This window comes from Cronobacter sp. JZ38 (assembly GCF_008932145.1).
In the GTDB taxonomy this organism is placed as follows: domain Bacteria; phylum Pseudomonadota; class Gammaproteobacteria; order Enterobacterales; family Enterobacteriaceae; genus Cronobacter; species Cronobacter muytjensii.
This window is the reverse complement of the sequence record NZ_CP017662.1, coordinates 2,228,937-2,245,608: the sequence shown is the minus strand read 5'-3', so window position 1 is coordinate 2,245,608 and position 16,672 is coordinate 2,228,937. Positions and strand designations below refer to the sequence as shown.

At 49.2% G+C, this 16,672-nt stretch carries 13 protein-coding genes; 2 read left to right on the top strand and 11 right to left on the bottom strand.

Going from position 1 to position 16,672, the window contains the following annotated elements:
* Nucleotide 1 precedes the first annotated feature (1 nt).
* Nucleotides 2–499, top strand: a complete 498-nt coding sequence (locus tag BJP61_RS10670; protein WP_105649025.1) for a surface-adhesin E family protein — start codon at nt 2–4, stop codon at nt 497–499.
* Between the two features lie 507 nt (nt 500–1,006).
* On the opposite strand, the gene BJP61_RS10665 is transcribed toward BJP61_RS10670, so the two are convergent.
* The 11 genes from BJP61_RS10665 to BJP61_RS10615 form a co-directional block, all read right to left on the bottom strand.
* Nucleotides 1,007–3,175 carry a peptidase domain-containing ABC transporter gene (locus BJP61_RS10665; RefSeq protein ID WP_171998295.1) on the bottom strand — a complete coding sequence of 723 codons (2,169 nt, stop codon included), beginning with the start codon at nt 3,173–3,175 and terminating at the stop codon, nt 1,007–1,009.
* Nucleotides 3,175–4,428: an HlyD family efflux transporter periplasmic adaptor subunit gene (locus BJP61_RS10660; RefSeq protein WP_171998294.1), complete on the bottom strand. Its 1,254-nt coding sequence runs from the start codon at nt 4,426–4,428 to the stop codon at nt 3,175–3,177. Before BJP61_RS10660 ends, BJP61_RS10665 begins: the two co-directional genes overlap by 1 nt.
* Before the next feature lie 423 nt (nt 4,429–4,851).
* Complete coding sequence (locus tag BJP61_RS10655; protein ID WP_105649036.1) at nt 4,852–5,229, bottom strand: hypothetical protein; 378 nt, start codon at nt 5,227–5,229, stop codon at nt 4,852–4,854.
* Between the two features lie 157 nt (nt 5,230–5,386).
* Nucleotides 5,387–6,025 (bottom strand): CPBP family intramembrane glutamic endopeptidase, encoded by a 639-nt coding sequence (locus BJP61_RS10650; RefSeq protein WP_171998293.1) that lies wholly within the window; start codon nt 6,023–6,025, stop codon nt 5,387–5,389.
* Between the two features lie 1,371 nt (nt 6,026–7,396).
* Entirely contained in the window at nt 7,397–9,289 is a 1,893-nt protein-coding gene (locus tag BJP61_RS10645; protein WP_171998292.1) for a tail fiber domain-containing protein, read from the bottom strand.
* A gap of 57 nt (nt 9,290–9,346) precedes the next feature.
* Complete coding sequence (locus BJP61_RS10640) at nt 9,347–10,258, bottom strand: DUF6453 family protein (protein ID WP_255485532.1); 912 nt, start codon at nt 10,256–10,258, stop codon at nt 9,347–9,349.
* 47 nt (nt 10,259–10,305) lie between these two features.
* The gene (locus BJP61_RS10635; RefSeq protein ID WP_171998290.1) at nt 10,306–13,614 is read right to left on the bottom strand and encodes a host specificity protein J; all 3,309 of its coding nucleotides are present in this window, start codon (nt 13,612–13,614) and stop codon (nt 10,306–10,308) included.
* 54 nt (nt 13,615–13,668) lie between these two features.
* Nucleotides 13,669–14,259, bottom strand: coding sequence for a tail assembly protein (locus BJP61_RS10630; RefSeq protein WP_171998289.1), 591 nt, complete (start codon nt 14,257–14,259; stop codon nt 13,669–13,671).
* A complete protein-coding gene (locus BJP61_RS10625) occupies nt 14,256–14,975 on the bottom strand; it encodes a C40 family peptidase (protein WP_171998288.1) in 720 nt (239 codons plus the stop codon). The genes BJP61_RS10630 and BJP61_RS10625 overlap by 4 nt, the downstream gene beginning before the upstream one ends.
* Nucleotides 14,976–14,980: 5 nt before the next feature.
* Entirely contained in the window at nt 14,981–15,757 is a 777-nt protein-coding gene (locus tag BJP61_RS10620) for a phage minor tail protein L (protein WP_171998287.1), read from the bottom strand.
* The gene (locus tag BJP61_RS10615) at nt 15,754–16,101 is read right to left on the bottom strand and encodes a phage tail protein (RefSeq protein WP_105635593.1); all 348 of its coding nucleotides are present in this window, start codon (nt 16,099–16,101) and stop codon (nt 15,754–15,756) included. Before BJP61_RS10615 ends, BJP61_RS10620 begins: the two co-directional genes overlap by 4 nt.
* A gap of 170 nt (nt 16,102–16,271) precedes the next feature.
* Here BJP61_RS10615 and BJP61_RS10610 point away from each other — a divergent pair, with 170 nt between their 5' ends.
* Entirely contained in the window at nt 16,272–16,652 is a 381-nt protein-coding gene (locus BJP61_RS10610) for a hypothetical protein (protein ID WP_171998286.1), read from the top strand.
* The last annotated feature ends 20 nt before the right edge of the window (nt 16,653–16,672 follow it).

The following is a 16,672-nucleotide window of genomic DNA, read 5'->3' as shown; positions in this document are numbered from 1 at the left end:
TATGAAAACTTCAATATGGCTTATGTTTTTTTTACTCACGGGATGTACTTTAAAAAATACGACATCACCTGATACACCAGCAGAACAACCTGCAGGTTTGGTTAAAGTAATGTCAGACAATAATGTTACTTCCTATGCAGACCTGCGAATAGTTTCTATGTATCAAGGTAATAGTCATTTGCGACAATTTTATATGATCAGTAATTATAAAGAAACGAAGCGTATCAGGTCGCAACCTCCTCTTTACGCAAAAAGCTCACGAACGATCAATATCATTAATTGTGATAAAAATCAACGTTCCGTTATGGGATGGACTCTGTTTACTAAACCTTATGCCGAAGGCGATATCATTTACGCAAAACCTGATCTTGGACAATGGAAGGATTTTCCTTCTCAATCAATTATCGGCATGCTAGCTCAGTTACTGTGTAAAATCCCTCCCGACAGGCTGAAACCGGAGCCTGGTGAGGATATACGTAAGCCTTTATTGGGTAATTAAGCATAGTTAAAGTCGCGTATTGATCTGCTTACTTTTGGTTAATACGCGACTGCGTTACAACTCTATCTAATAAAGAAAAACTTCGGATGTCTCCTTTTCGCTTAAAGCGGACTATGATTGATTTTATTTTCCTTAGCCGGTATCACAGGTAAACGATACGACTACTCCTTAGCGTAAACATCCCATTGGCGCTCACCAACCCGCTTCAGACAGTAGTGATCGTAACGCTGGGTCCGGAGTTGCTGAATACGCTCTTTCGCCTCTTCTCCATTTCCTTCAAAAATGAAATCGTGCTCATCGCAGTTGAGCCTGACGGGTAAGCCCCTTCTGAAATGCTGGAAACTGGTGGCGTGAGTGATGCAATGAGCATAAATCTGCCGTTCAACAGATTAATTAAGAATAGTTTTCGTCAGCAATAATCCTGAAACAGATAATAATGCCCACTTTTTTGTGAGCACTCCCATCCGAGCCACATGAAAATTAGTTTAAATCTAAAAAACGATCCCATTAATTAATATGATCCACTCCCCCTCTGGTCTGCTCATGACTGATACGCCCATTTTCAAAAAAAAGTATTCTATCTGCAGATGCAAGCGTCTCAGGGCGATGGGCAATCAGTAGTACTGGCATACCGACTTCGCGCAATATTCTCCCAATAATAATTTCACTTTCAACATCTAAATGGCTTGTGGCTTCATCAAGCAGTAAAAACTGCGGGCGCTTATATAATGCTCGCGCTAATAGTATCCGCTGCTTTTGCCCACCGGATAACCCTCCTCCAGTTTCACCAATCAATGTCTGGTATCCCATTGCCATCGCCATAACATCATCATTAATTAAAGCATATTTAGAACATTGTATCATCCATTCATAATCGCGAACTTCATTAAAAAAAATTATATTATCTGCAATAGAGCCTCTAAAGAGTTGATCATCTTGAAGGACAGTTCCAATATGTTGCCGTACAGAATAATAATCAGGATTTGTATGTGGCATACCTAAGGTCTGGATTATTCCATGGTCCGGCATATAAATACCTAGTATGAGTTTAATAAGGGTGGATTTACCACAACCTGATTTTCCGGTAATCGCAACAACCTCCCCATATCGCAAAGTCAAGGAGATGTCGTTGATGACTGGTGAAATACTTCCCTTATGAGTATAAGATACTCCGTCAATAACTAATGGTTGGTTGTATTGCCCTGTCATGTGTGACATGCTTATCGATCTTTCGGAAGTATATAAATCGCCATCATCAAATTTCTTTTTGACTTCCCCCTCAGCTGGATGAAGGATTATATCGGCCAAGCGTTCATTATAAATATCGAGCGTTCGCCATGAAAAAAACTTATCAGTTAAGCTGCTCATACTTGCCGTAAAACCGGATTGATACGAAAGATACGCTACAAGCATCCCTACGGTAAATGCCCCATTTAATACTTCTCTCGCCCCCATCCACAGTATTAGGACCGATACAACGCTTGCAGTTATTGTATGGGCTACGTCATAGTACATTAATAGTCGACTCTGAAGTAATTGAGTGTTTCTTCTTGCAACGTTAAGATTAAGCCAGGCTGCTTCCCGATGTGCAATTACTCCATTTATTCGAAGGCTTAAAATACCATTTAACGTCTCGAGAAAATGCCCAGACTCACGGGCTCCTGCATCCCAAGCGCTTTCAGCAGCTTGTCGTAGTGATGGATACCATAGCGCACGTATTAATGCATATGCCAGTGCAGCAATAAACGCAATGAGAGTTAGAGTTGGGCTATAAAGAAGCATCATACAAAAAGATGTTATGACTAAAAGAACATCTATTAAACCTTCAAGAACAAGAGAAGTTAACGCCTCTTGAATACTATCAACCGCACTAAATCGTGCATTAATGCTCCCTTTACTCCTTGCATCAAACCAAGATAAAGGAAGCCTTAGCAAATGATGAAAAACACGAGCTGTCCACTGCATATTAAAATTAACTGACAGAGTTATACTTGCCCACTGGCGGGCTAAAGATAGTAACATTTGTGTAAATGAAAGGAGTAATAAACCAATAATAATAACAATTAATAAATTTTCATCCGCAGCGACAAGCACTTCGTCAATAACTAACTGATTCAGTAGTGGGCTTCCTAGCGTTAAAATTTCTAGCGCCATTGCAAATATAAGTATTCTTGTCATTGCAGGAATAAGCCCAGGGATCTTTCCTGTTAGCTGATTTAATTTGATCTTTCTCCGTTCATCCTTTTGTGTAAATCCTTGAGCGGGGAATATTTCAAGTGCAATCCCGGTAAAATGTCTTCCAACTTCTTTAGTTGAAAGTATGATCCTTCCTTTATCAGGATCATGTATTATAAATTTGGTACTTCGAACGCTTTCCAAAACTACAAAATGATTCATATTCCAATGGAGAATACAGGGTAGCTTTAAGGATTTGAGATCCGTAGGTTCAAGTTTGACTGCTCGGGAGGATAAGCGGAGTACAGAAGCGCAGTCTATTAACCGCTGCAGGGTCATGCCTTGTATGCTTACATTGAATCGCTCACGCAAGGTAGGAAGATCAGTTTGCAGACCATGCCAGCACGCAATCATTGTCAGACATGCTAACCCACACTCCGCAGATTCGGTCTGCCTTATTATGGGCAGTTTCTGTATATTTTTCCATTTCAGCGCTGCCATCAAATTTTTCCCTTAAGGCTCCATAGTGGTTCAGTAATCCATTCCCATAGCTTTCGTTTATCAAGACTTATATCTCCTTCAAGCGTCATTCCTGGACGTAGAGGTTCGTTTCGTCCATAAGCCATAATGTATCCATGATCTGGCATAACAGTTACTCGATAATGTCCTTCATTTTCTTTCCATGTTATCGGAGCAACAGACAATATATCCGTTGAAGTTAATGTTGTACGACTAATATCCCGAACAGTTCCATATTGCACCCCAAATTTTTGATATGGAAAGGCGGAAAATCTAAGGGCAACGCGTTGCCCGGGGTGAAGAAAGCCAGCATTTTGGCTTGTAGCGTAAAGTTCAATTTGAAGCTTGGCATTATCTGGTACAATCGTCATTATCGATTCAAATGCCTTTACAAGTTGCCCTTGCCTGACCAGAATTGCCGCAACAGTGCCATCAACCGGAGCAGTAAGAATAAAATTTTCCTGACTGGAAAGCTCAACCTGTTGCTGCTTTAAAGTCTGGAGTTGTCTGTCGAGTTCAGTCATTCGACTCTCTCCCTGTGCGATTAAATGATTTAAGTCATTCTCATTTCTTTCGTACTCAGCATGCAGTTGTAAAAGAATTTGCTTTTGATTTTCAACATTCTCTTGAGAAACTGATAAATCAATTTGCTTTTGTTGATATTCAACGTCAGCAATGTAATGGCGAGAAATTAGTTTTTTATATCGATTCATCACTGATGAAGCTAAGGCTACCTGATACTCTGCCTGTTTTAATCTTTGTTCAGCGCTTTGGATTTGTGGTTTAAGAGAGGATAATGATTGTCTTGCAGCAACTTGTTGTTGATGATAGTCATTTTGCTCAAGTCTTTGCTGTGTAAGGAGCATTGAGTATTGTGTCTGAAGAGATAAATTAATCGCCGCGAATGTTCCAATACCCTTGCCGTTGTAACGCTCTCCACTTATACGATAAAGTGGAGTACCAGCAGCAACATGCTGACCCTCAGTCACACTTAATTCAGTCACGTTACCTGAATACTGTGGTGTGATTTTTATTAACCCACTCGATGGCATGACTATACCAGATAAATGTGCTTTTCTTGTATATGTTCCAAAATATAAATAAAGAATTAAAAAAATCATCAGGATAATTGTTGCAATAGCACTGATAGACATATTAAACGAAGACGGGATGATTATATCACCATTATCCATGTTGGTTTGATTATCCAGAACTTCCTTTCTAAATATACTCATATGAAATTATTTTCGCCAAAATCCTAACTGAATTTTTTGTCTTAATTCAAGAGACAATTTCCCATAAAAATGGCACGAAAATTTGCGCAAAAATTCACGCTAAGCATCTATTAATCTTGTTATTCCGAATATTATCGCACTCATCGTTAGAAAAAATTTCACCCCTCGATATAAAGACTGCCATTTTTTATTTATTATTGAACTCTACCTGTTAGAAAATAAATAATTTTACCACACAGCTCGCTTGTTGCTATATCTTTAAGATTATTGCTAAAGCGTCTCAAAATAATTTTATACCATTCACTTCCAATAGGGATATAATGGAAGAACAACTACTAATAAGAAACCCAGCTAAAGTAGCGAAAATGTTAAAACGTTTTTCAAGAAAACATTATATCCCTTACATTTACTTACGACAATACCTTACCAATGACATGAAGCAGCTGCGCTGTTACCAGAGCATTTGCTTGAACCCGCTTTATTGCCGTTATCATTTCCATTATGGCCATTTGATAAACATTGCCCAGTTATTCCACCTCTGATGGTGCCACGGGCCATACCAACAACTCCACCTTTAATAGCGCCTCCTATCATTCCTCCAAATACGCCATTAGCACATTTTACAGTACTGGGACTGCTATAAATGTGATCTGGTGCATTGCGGGCAAGATGGCTCCAAGAGCCGCTGTCATGACCGGAATGATTACTTCCTGATGACTGTCTGTCATTATCAGCCCCATTACGACCGCTACCACTTACAAGTGAGATTTCATCAACACTTAATTCTCTAATTTTGCCCATAAAACCCTCATCATTAACAAGTTATAATAGATTGCATTAAATAATGCAACCCGCGCCGATATTATCAACCCAATAAAGGAAAGAACTCTTTGCTGAACCAATAATATATATCAATGCTATTAAAAAATTCATAACCTAGCTGCTTTTAGAACAAATTTCAGCTATTAACCATCATAAGCAACGCCGTGATATTCATAAGGGAATGAAGAAGTACTGGAAGTAATAACCCCTTTGATTTTACCCTTACAAAACCGATTAATAGAGATGAAAAGAATAATACTATATAGCTATACGTATCGTTATATTGGGTATGCATTGCACAAAAAAAGCAAGAGCTAATAACTATTGGAACCACGTCCCCTTTTTTATAAATTATTCTCACCAGACCAAGGGCGCATCCCCTGTAATAAATCTCTTCATAAATGGGAACTATTATTGTAAGCGCAATAATTGTAGCAATAGTAAATTCACCTGCTGTTTCAGCATCGCTATTTTTAGTAATTATATAAAAAAACACTTGCAGCAGTATTATAACCAATCCCGCGCAAAAAAAATATTTTAAATTTTCACTTCCGTTTATTTCAAAATTGAAATCGCCACTCTCTTTTAAGTATAAAAAATAAGCTAAAACTGCTGTAGCGAACTGAAGGGAAAGCATTAAAAAAATTGCCACATCCAGCCCCAACGGCCTCACTGTGAATAATGGAACTGAAGTCCATGCTACAGAAAAAATAATTATTAAAGAGTAAACATAAAATCTCTTATCATGAAAAATTTTTTTGAAATATTCTTTCACTTATAAGGCCTTTAGGCAACAAGAAATAACAAAAAGAATCGTTAACAACCCAAACCAAGAAACCTTTTACTAAAGAAATAATGGGGCAACCTCAAGACCGGGACCAATGTTTAGTGGTTGCGAAGGGGTTTGCCCCTAGGTTTATTTGGTAAGACCTTATGGCCTATTACATGTACTTCCAAAACCGCCACTAGCGCAGTTTCCTGATTTCGAATTACAACCACTGTTACTGTTACTATTTGAGCTTCTGTTTGAACCACCTGATAAACAATTACCTGAAATTGCTCCGCCCGCTACCCCCGCAGCCATCCCTAACGGTCCTCTAGCAGAACCTTTTATCAGTCCGCCAAATACGGCATTTGCGCAATCTACAGTTTTAGGATCGCTATAAATGTGGGTAGGAGCATTGCGCCCAAGGCTATTGCGGGCACCTGATCCTGACGCCGCCCGATCATGGTCACCCGAATTCCCGCCTCCGCTAACAAGGCAAATCTCATCCAAACTTAACTCTTTAATGCTATTCATAAAAATCCCTCTTAAACGTTTAACAAAAAGTGCGCCGCTACTATTGCATGCTTAAATAATGAGGAAAAAGTAAAGATACATGTAAATATGTATTTAATTGAAACAAAAAATTACAAAGAAAAGCCATAACAAGTCTTAACTAAAATGCCATGATTTTCATCAATTTTTAATTGTTTAGTTACAGGCTTTTCAGTGAATTAACCCCTACCATTTTTGGTAAAACCGTTATCACCTAGGAGGCGTTCTTCGTGTTACAGATCACTTATTTCAAGGTGTAAATAACCCCACGCAAAGTTTATATTTTTTATACTAATCAAAAAATTTACCTGCGAATTATGATAAATTATAAGTCTTAACAAGCTAATAAACTTATAGTAATGCCGGCGAAAAGACTCCTTGGTAGTAAGAATAATGTCTATCTTTATCATCCATTATTATTGGAGAGTATAATCTTGCCTCCGCTAGATGTCATAAAACTCTTTTGTGGTTCTGCAGGCGCCGGGCAGCATAGCTAAGCCTGTTACCTCGATAAACAGGCTACCATCAGCGCGGATTCCTTCTGACATTATATTGATAAGTTTTCGAGTGCAAAATTAACTCGCCGATTTCTCTTTTTACTAGCGGCTATCCTTTTACCCCATAAATACTCCATGCATTCAGCTAAACATCTCACGTAAGGTGCACCTCGTCCAACATCTCAATGCCCCGCCATCAGAAGTCTCTTTCTGACCAAGAGCTATTATATTTAAACCAAACTGAGGATTGGCCACCATCACTATGACGATAGCACCCTATAAAGAAAGAGGCACGTCGGGCTGCAACAGCTCATTATACTTGACAAGCTGCTTAGCTTTTATAAGCACCGCTTGTAGTTGTCACAGTAGTCATGATGCTGGCGACCGTTGCTTTCAGTTCGGCCAGTTCAGACTTACATGCATCAAGCTCGGCCTTAACTTCTTTGAAAGCCTCCACATACAGTGCTGACAACGCGTTGTAATCGAGTGCAAGTGGGCTCTCAATTGTTCGGCATTCCTTGTCAATGGTCGTCTCGTCTGCCTCGCATTCCGTCACGGCTTCCGGCAGTACCTTTTGTACATCCTGGGCTATAAGCCCAGCGTTCCGTGAAGTGTTCTGAATCGTCGTGTGCATCGAGTACGTCACGCCGCGAAGCTGGCAGATTTTATCTAAGGCGCTTTCCACCGGCCTGATCCAGAACTTCGCGCGCTCGTCGGAGGTGGCCGTGAACTTAACGGCCCGAATCTCACCAGTGGCCCCGTTGATTGACATTTCCGATCCCGTAGCGCCTGTAGAGCTATTGTCTGGCCTGATGCAGATGAATTGCCCGTTTGCGATAGGCTTTGAATAAATAAGCCCACGGTTTCTGTTGTCGCTGTTGATGAAATAAACGTGAGCATTTGCCGTTGCAGATGCTGCTTTGGAATTTAAATAACCAGACCGAGACTCAACCGTTGAGCCATACCATCCCTTATTGCATCCAGCCCAGTCCGACTGTATGACAATATTTGTTCCGTGCTTATAGTTATAAAGAACGGTGTCATTGTTTGCGCCAGGCTTGCCCACCAGCATAACGTTAGAACCATCATTATCACGGATAAGCATGTAAGTTGCCTGGCTCGCTCCGGTAGGGCGTAACGTCAAAACCTCACCATTGTGCTTAAACTCGGCGCCATAGCCAGACATAATGCGACCAGACGGCTCAACCTCCCCACTCTGCCTGATAGTGAAGAATCGCGGTCCCGTCGGGTTACGGTTAACCATTGAGATATTGCCAGTAGAGGTGTCGCACCACAGCTCGATCCGGGCTTTGGTTTCGCCGTCAGTTCCGACAATTTCAGAAAATAAAGCGTGCCCCCTTACCGCATCATCAGAAATCATTCTTGTGCAGATGTCGCTGTTACCTTTTATCAGGTTGAATTCGACATCATCAGAAACACCGAGGCCGAGATTATTTCTTGCGGCGGCAGGGTCTGACACGTCAGCAAGATTCTCATCCTTTTTCAGCAGATTTGATGCATCCAGCGCATCAGCAAATTCTTGCGCGCGCTCGGCCTGCTTAAGAGACTCGGCAGCCGACTCGCTGGCAGACGTTGCCGAATCTGCCGCAGCGCTGGCACTGGTGGCCGCATCACTGGCACTTTGGGTGGCGCTGGCCCCGGCATCCTCTGCCGCCTGTTGCGCTGCTGCGGCGCTGTTCGCCGCCGCCTGGGCATCATCACGCGCAGCTTCTGCCGCCGTTCTGTCGGTGTTTACGCTGGCCTGCGCCGCCGTCACGTCATCAACCATCTGATGCAACCAGTCCGGATCGAGCTCTTCCAGCAAATTTGCAATAGACGACCAGCTCGGCCCGGTAAACTCACTGCCGTCCGGCAGCGTCACGGTAATGTCATTGCTTTCGGAAAATACCTGCAGCCAGTTCTCCTTGTCATGGTTCAGGCCGCGTAATGCCTCGGTAACCTGATTCACCACTTCCATCGTTATCTGGCTCATGGTGCTGCGTGGCACCGCCGACCATGCAAGCCCGGCAGCATCGGGGCCGGTATAGCTTTTGGAGAGCGTCAGCGCCGTGTCGCTGTCCACTGACTTAATCGCCAGCGTGTAGACAACCTGCCCCGCCGTGAAAACGATGTAATCGCCTGCGGCCAGCTCTGCGGTAAACGTGGTGCCTTCGCCTGTAATAGCGGCTGTACCGTTGGCGATGCTGATAGTGCCTTTAGCCATTCAGTTAACTCCTGAAAACAAAAAACCCGCCGAAGCGGGTTATTAAAAAATTCATGGTCAGTACATGCTGTCGAGCAACAATACGTTCAGGCCCGTTGACTTGTTCACATCCAGCGAATAATCAGCCGTCCAGATTGAAGCCACGTATCCGCGCCCCACCCGCACCGAATTTCCCGACCGCACCAGCCCCTGATATTTGGCATAACACCAGCCGCCAGCCACATCGGTTTGGGCTCCATACCGGCCCAGCATGATGTAGCGGTTGCCGATATCCGTGGCGATGCCGGATGGCTTATAAAATGCGTTGCTGTAGAGGAACGGGCGTTTAGTCGTTGAAAACGTACATTGCCCTTTGCTGTTAAAGAAATTAAGCCCCGGCCCCGCCACCGGCGCGACGCCGGTCGCAAAGATAACCACGTCCATTGTCACGGTGGCGTTGACGTTCGCCCCGTTACGTTCAGCCACGGCACGTACCACGCTGCCGTCATACTCCACCACGACGCCGGACGCGCTCCATTTCGCAAACACGACATAGGACTGACGGGTGTAACCCGTGGAGGGCGGCGACCAGGAGCCGGTAAACGTCACCCGGCCACGATACACACACTGGCCGACCGTGGCGGCATCAGTGATGGCGGTAAAGTCGGTACTGTCAGAAATGTACAGTCCGCGATTCCCCGACTGGCTGGCAGGCAGGATCTGCCAGACCGTGCCGGGGTAGATTTTCCCGCTCATGTTGTAATTTGACCAGGCGGAGAAGGTCAGCACATTTCCGCTCTGTGATACGCCGGTTAACACATCCATATCCGGGATCAGGCTGGTGCCGCCGCCAACATAAATCCCGGCGGTGACATGCGGCGCAAAAACTGCCGTTGCGCCCGTCACATATCCCGGAATGGTATATTTATTCCCTTTTCCGTTGGCGTATCCGCAATAAGACGGGCACCGGAGGCCCGCCGTTATTCCCATTGCAGGGCCGCCATCTTTCAGGTCGATATATAATCCGCTCGGCATTGTTACCACGTTCCCAGAATAATACGGCCACCGTTAGCCAGATTGACCGTCACGCCATTACCGTTAATAACCACAGTGTTACCGGCGCCCGTCATGGAAAAACGCCCTTCCGTGGCGACGATGGTTCCGCGCACCGTCACGTTGTTAAATTCGGCGGCGCCTGACTTGTTAATCGTCCAGCCAGTTTTACCGGCCACATAGTCATTCGACTGGATAAACGCGCCAATTTTGGCGTTAGTGATCGTACCGTCCTGAATAAAGGCGCTGTTCATGAATACCTGGCCGTTACTCACTGCAAACGGTGAATAACGGTTATCACCGCTGCCGCTCATCACCACAAACTGGTTTGCATTCACCGCGACACGGGTATCCACAGCCTCGCCGTTAACCGTCACGGCCACTGACAGCCCGGCGTCGTAATACTGCCCTTTGTACTCGACGCCGGTTTTCATGGTGTAGATAGCCGATCCGCCGTTGGCGTCAACGTAAGCATCCATTTTGCTTTCTACCGCTGCCGATAAATCAGCGTACTGCACCGCCACGGTGTCTTTAATCTCGCCAATGGCCGATGAGTTATCTGCGGTGGCCTGCTCCAGACGGGAGGCCGTGGCCTCGAAGTCCTCAAATTTCGCGTTTACGGTGGTTTCCAGCGCAGCAACGGACTTGCTGGCATCAGAGGCCAGCGTCTGCGCCTGAATGATGCCCGCGCGGTTTTTGCCGTACTGCTTCCACTGCTGTTTAACCGTGTCGTGACTGCTCAGGGCATTCTGCAGGATGGCTTCAGGGTCGAGGGTTATCTGACTCACCAGCGCCTCGCCGTCCTCTTTCGTCAGAAAATCGTCGGCGATATCCTCCAGGTAATCACTGGCCTGGTCATTCGCCATCCCGTCGATCCACTCCGTCCAGCCTGATTCGTTGCCGGTTTTGTCCACCAGCTGCGCCCGGTACATAAACCGCGCGCCAGCTTTGAGGCCGAGCTGCGAATAATCGCGCTGCGGATATGGCACATCGGCCAGCAAAAGCGGGTTTTCGGTGTCACCGTTAATCGCGTACTGGATCTCGGTTTTGAGCGTGTCGCTGGTGTCTGCGGGGAAACCCCAGCTCAGACGCACGCCCCAGTTCAGCGACTCAGCGGCGAAGTTAACCGGCTTCGGCGGGTTGCCCTGCTTGCCGTTAAGCGTCGTCAGTACCGAATAACCCCACACGCTGGAGACTTCAACGGCGTTAATGGCGCGCACGCGCACCAGGTAATCCCCGGCATAAATGCCGTCGATATCGAAGCCGCAGACCGAGGAGCGCGGGATGTTCACCCAGTTGTTATTATCGCGCCGCCACTGCGCCTCGTAGGCGATAGCGCCGTCCACCGCATCCCATGAGGCGTGTAGGGTCTGGATCGCCATGCCCTGATTAATCACCGTGAAGCCTTCAATCTTCACGTTTTCCGGCGCGGCAACGTGGCCCGGCGGCACGACACTGATCGGGCGCTCGTCGATGATAGCGCCGGTGTCGATGCGCTCGTATTTGTCCGGGTCGTGCCAGGCGGCGCTGATGGTGTAAGTGCCGTCGCCGTTATCCGTCACGCTGGTAACGCGGTACTGCTGCGCATAAAGGTCGTCGCTCTCCACCATCCAGCACGCCCCGGCGTCCGGCGTGGTGTCATAAGCGGTCATGACGGTAACGACGTTATCCGCGACGGCGGCAATGGTGCGGGCCTGCACCGTGCCGTCCGGCAGGTTTACCAGCAGGCGATCGTCTTTTTTCGCCGACGGCACGCGGTCGAGGGTGAGAGTCCGGCCATCAGAGGCGCGGATACGCCCGCCCATGACTCGCCCGGAAAGCAGCTCATCGGCCACGGCGATGATATAACCGGGCAGCGGGATATTGCCGTCGAGCCCCACGGCGAACGTCACAATGCGGTCGCGGTTGTTCGTCAGAATGCCCCAGCGGCCCTTTCGGTTGGCCTCGCTCTGCCGGGTGCAACCGATGGCGGTGATTTCAAGCTGGTTCACGCCGTAGCGGTTAACCAGATCCGGCTCAAATACCGGCTCCATCGCGTCGGCGTACTGGTTATCGGGATCTGACCAGCTCACCAGTGCCGTTGAGTAGCGGGCTCTGGTCGTGCTGCTGGCGTAGGTGAATAGCCCCTCAACCACGTTCGCGCGGGTGTAGACGTAATCCACATCGCGCGGCATATCTGCCAGCGTCACCAGCTGATCACCGCCCCAGTAGGTCATGCCACGGAAGATGGCCGCGAAGTCGCGCAGGACGGTAAATGCATCCTGCCGGTTCTGCACGTAGACGTTGCACACATAGCGCGGCTCTTTGCCGTTGCCGCCCCTGCCGTCCGGCACCAGCTGATCGCAGTACTGCGCCACCTGATAGAGCGTCCACTTGTCCACGTTATCAGCGTCCAGTCGGTCGCCCAGCCCGAAGCGGTCAGTGATCACCAGATCGTAAAACACCCAGGCCGGGTTATCCGTCCACGCCCATTTAAACGTTCCATCCCATGTGCCGCTGTAGGTGCGCGTTTCGGGGTCATAGTTGGCCGGTACGCGGATCACGCGCCCGCGCGGCTCGCAGGAAATCTGCGGGATCGAGCCGTTAAACTGGCTCGAATCAAATTCCATGTAGAGTAAGGCGGTGTTCGGATAGCGCAGCTTCGCGTCAATAATGGTGGTGTAGCTTTCCAGCATCATGGTATCGCCGATGCGTGCGCTGTTCGCGTTCGGGGTGAGCCTGCGCAGGCGAATGTTCCACGTTTTACCGGCGGGTAAATCAATGCGGTGGCTCCGCTCGTAGCCGCTGGTGGTTTTGCCGGATACCGCTGTTTTCAGCACCTGCTGCCAGCTCCCGCCGTCGACCTGCATTTCAACCACGTATTCCAGCGTGTAGCCCACCATGTCGCCGTTATCTTTCTGCTGGAACAGCTGCGGCCACTTGATACGCAGGCGAACGGCGGAGAGCGTGGCGTCGTCAAAGGTGCGCGTCCAGCCCTTTTCCGTTGTGATCTGCATATTCGACAACGGGAACTCGTTTTCGGCGCCGGGAATGCCCTGTATGTATTCCTGCGCCTGCGTGCCGGGGCGAAACTCCCATTTCACGCCGGGGAAGTTTTCAGTTCCGCTGGGGCCCATCAGCGGCGTGCCGTCCAGGAAGATGGACGTGCCATCGAGCTGGCCGTCGAACTCCCCTTCTCCCAGCGCCACCAGTACCTTCGCTTTGGCAACAGATAACAGGTTATCTTCCTGCTCTTTCGGTGTGTGCTGGTTGCTGCCGCCGCCTTTTGCGCCATGAATTACTTTTTCTGTCATATCGCGCCCACAAAAAAGCCGCCCGGAGGCGGCCTGTTATCTGACTGAACTTATTTACTGCTGATCCTCGGCGTAGATACCTGCCGAGATAATCGCGCCACCGATACGGCGCTTACCGTAGAGAAGCGGCACGGGGTAGCCCTGCGAGGCGGTGTTGGTCACGCCACCGAACGCATAGGAGGCCCGGTTGTCGGCGTCCTGCTTGCTGGCGAGGCCCGGCGTCTGCGGTGAAAGCATCTGCGCGACGCCGGAAAGCGCCATTGCGGCCCCCATCTTGTAAAACCATGGCGACGCCGCAAACAATGGGGTGAAACTCAGCACCGCGCCTACGGCCACCAGCACCGCTCCGAAAATCATCTGCCCGACGCCTGCCCGCTTACTGCCGATAACAACGGGAACGATGCGGATCACATCCCCGTCAACCGGGAAACCCAGCTGGTCGGCGCCGAGATTTTTCTTGCCCCGGAATACGTGGTAAGCCAGCCCGCGCTGCCTGCTGGTGTTCAGGAACTTCTCAAAGCCAGGTATCGTGCAACAGAGCGCCCGCACGGCCTCCGCCGTGGTTTTGACGGCCCGGTGATGGGTTTTGCCAAACTGGCGCGCCAGAGCGCCGCCCAGCTCGATTTTCGTCAGTGTCTGCGTCATGCCTCCCCCATCAGATCCTTGTGGCGCACAATCTTCATGGTTCTTTCACGCCAGTAACCGCCGTAAGGCGTTCGCCCGGACTGGTGGCCGTACAGGTGATGTAACAGCATGTTGCCTTCCAGCAGAATCCCGGCGTGGTTCCAGCGCGGCGCGCTTACCTGCATGATCACCATATCGCCCGGCTTCGGCGGCCCGTCGAACTCCCGAAAACCGCATTCATACCAGCAATCCTGATAAAAATTTTCCGTGTGTCCGGCTTCCCACCAGTGGTAATCCACCCGGTAATCATGCAGCTCGATCCCGTGCTCCTGCCGGAAATAGCTCATGATCAGCCCCCAGCAGTCATAGACGCCCAGCACAAACGGGCGGTCAATCAGCGGCAGCTCGCCGCGCGGGTAAATGGTGCGAAAATCCCCCTCCGGCCAGCTCACGATGTGCCAGGGCAGTTCCGTAACGTCACACTGCGCCCTGTCCAGCTCGCTCGGCTGGCTGGTGGCGTCAGGGTGGCTGTGAACGATGCCCACCACGTCGCCCTGATCTTCGGCGCGGGCGTAGTCCTCCGGCGCGATGCGGAAATGCTCCGCCGGGTCGGTGGCAGTATTCTCACAGGGGATGTAGCGCAGCCGGTCGCCCTGCTGGCAGATGAGGCCGCAGCACTCCTGCGGGTAGCTCTGCGCCGCGTGCCGCTTAATCTCATGAATCAGATTTTCGTCCACGATTATTAACTCCTGATCAGACTGGTGCCGGGGAATCCGCCGAAGTCGAGCGGCTGCGCATCACCGAATCGCAGCTTGCAGGCCGTCAGCGTGCCGTTGCAGACGTCCAGAGCCGGATCGTCCACGGGATTATTCAGCCGGTCGAAATAGCGCGTACCAGCGTAGGAACAGCCGTCGCCGCTGCGGTATTTGCCGTTAATGCACCAGGTACACAGGGAATGCAGCTGGCGGCGCGGTAGCTGCAACCCCTCCAGATCCATTGGACTGGACAGGACAAACTCCACGGCCTCGTTCGTTTCGCTGGATTTGCCGTTGATGTAGTAAACGCGCCGGATCTCCTGGGTCGGGTCTGCCGTCGGGTTGCCATCGGGGAAGTTGCGCGCATCGAGGTACTGCACCAGCGTGTCACGGATCGTCACCTTCGCCCTGAACAGGTCGTCATAAGCGAGGCAAAGCGCCGTGATCGAGGTATCCAGGTTCGCGACGGTTAACGTTGGCTGGGCGCTGCTGCCGTCGGTTGATGCCTCGATGCCGTCAATCTGGCACGGCCAGGCGGAATATTCTTCACCCTGCCACCAGATGGATTTGACCGGTAACTTGCTGTCATCGCCACCCGCAGCGGCGATTTCGTCGGCAGTGTGCGGCAGATTGTACGCATGGAAGCGCAGCACGTCGGGCATGTCGAAAGACTCGCCGCTCACCTCAAACAGCCGGATCGTGTTGCCGGGTTCCAGCTGCTGATAATCACGGTAAAGTTTTACGGGGCGGTTGGTCGTGCTCATGGTGCGTATGCCTGTTTGAATGTAGCGTTAATGGTCATCACATTGCGGGAAAGCGGGGCCGAGCGGATTGATTCAGGATCGACACGCCAGAGGCTGGTTTCGCCGTTCGGTGCCGTCCAGATGAAGGATTTAGCGACGTGGCGCCGCAAAAAGGCCAGAGCGGCCAGCATCTCGCTATTTGCGCCGCTCATCTCAACCGGCCAGCTCTGGAACTCCGGATTGATGCCGTCGGCGGCCACCTGCTCGTAACCATCGCCAAACTTTGCGCGGCGAACAGTGGTTGTGTACTCGCCCTGCATCCCCGCCTGGATCTGCGTCGGCCAGCTGAAGGTTTCGATTGTCATCGGGTTTCCTCCGGGCAATAAAAAACCCGCCACGGTGGGCGGGTATGTAAAAGATGCCTGTTTAGAGGGTGTTATGTGCGCTATTACACAAGTTAATTGATTGTTATCAATGCCATGAATATTTAATTTTTTACTTTAATGCTTTCCTTTACGATTGACCGGGAAGAACGATGAAAACAAAACTCTTCATGGTGGCAGCCCTGCCGCTTGTCTCCGCTCTGGCTGGCTGCACCAACATTCAGCTACCGACTGACACCGCCGCGCGTGAGCGCTTCTTTCTGCAGGAAGATCACAGCATAGAGGCCCGTTGCGGCTGGCTTGGCGTTATTAACGTTAGTACCGGCGCGAATCCAGAAGTGTATTCGCGTTCAACACGCGAATTTATGACCGGCACAAATTCACGAATGAAAAACGGTAGCTGGCTCGTTGATTTTAATTCCGGCTCGCTTACTTTCGCTTATACCCCATTAGCAGATGGCAAGCGTGACAGGGCTGGGATCATTAGCTCCTCAGGAGTAATGCCCTGTAACTGGAATTACATTAGCCAGTAAAAGAGGCCCCAATAAGGGGC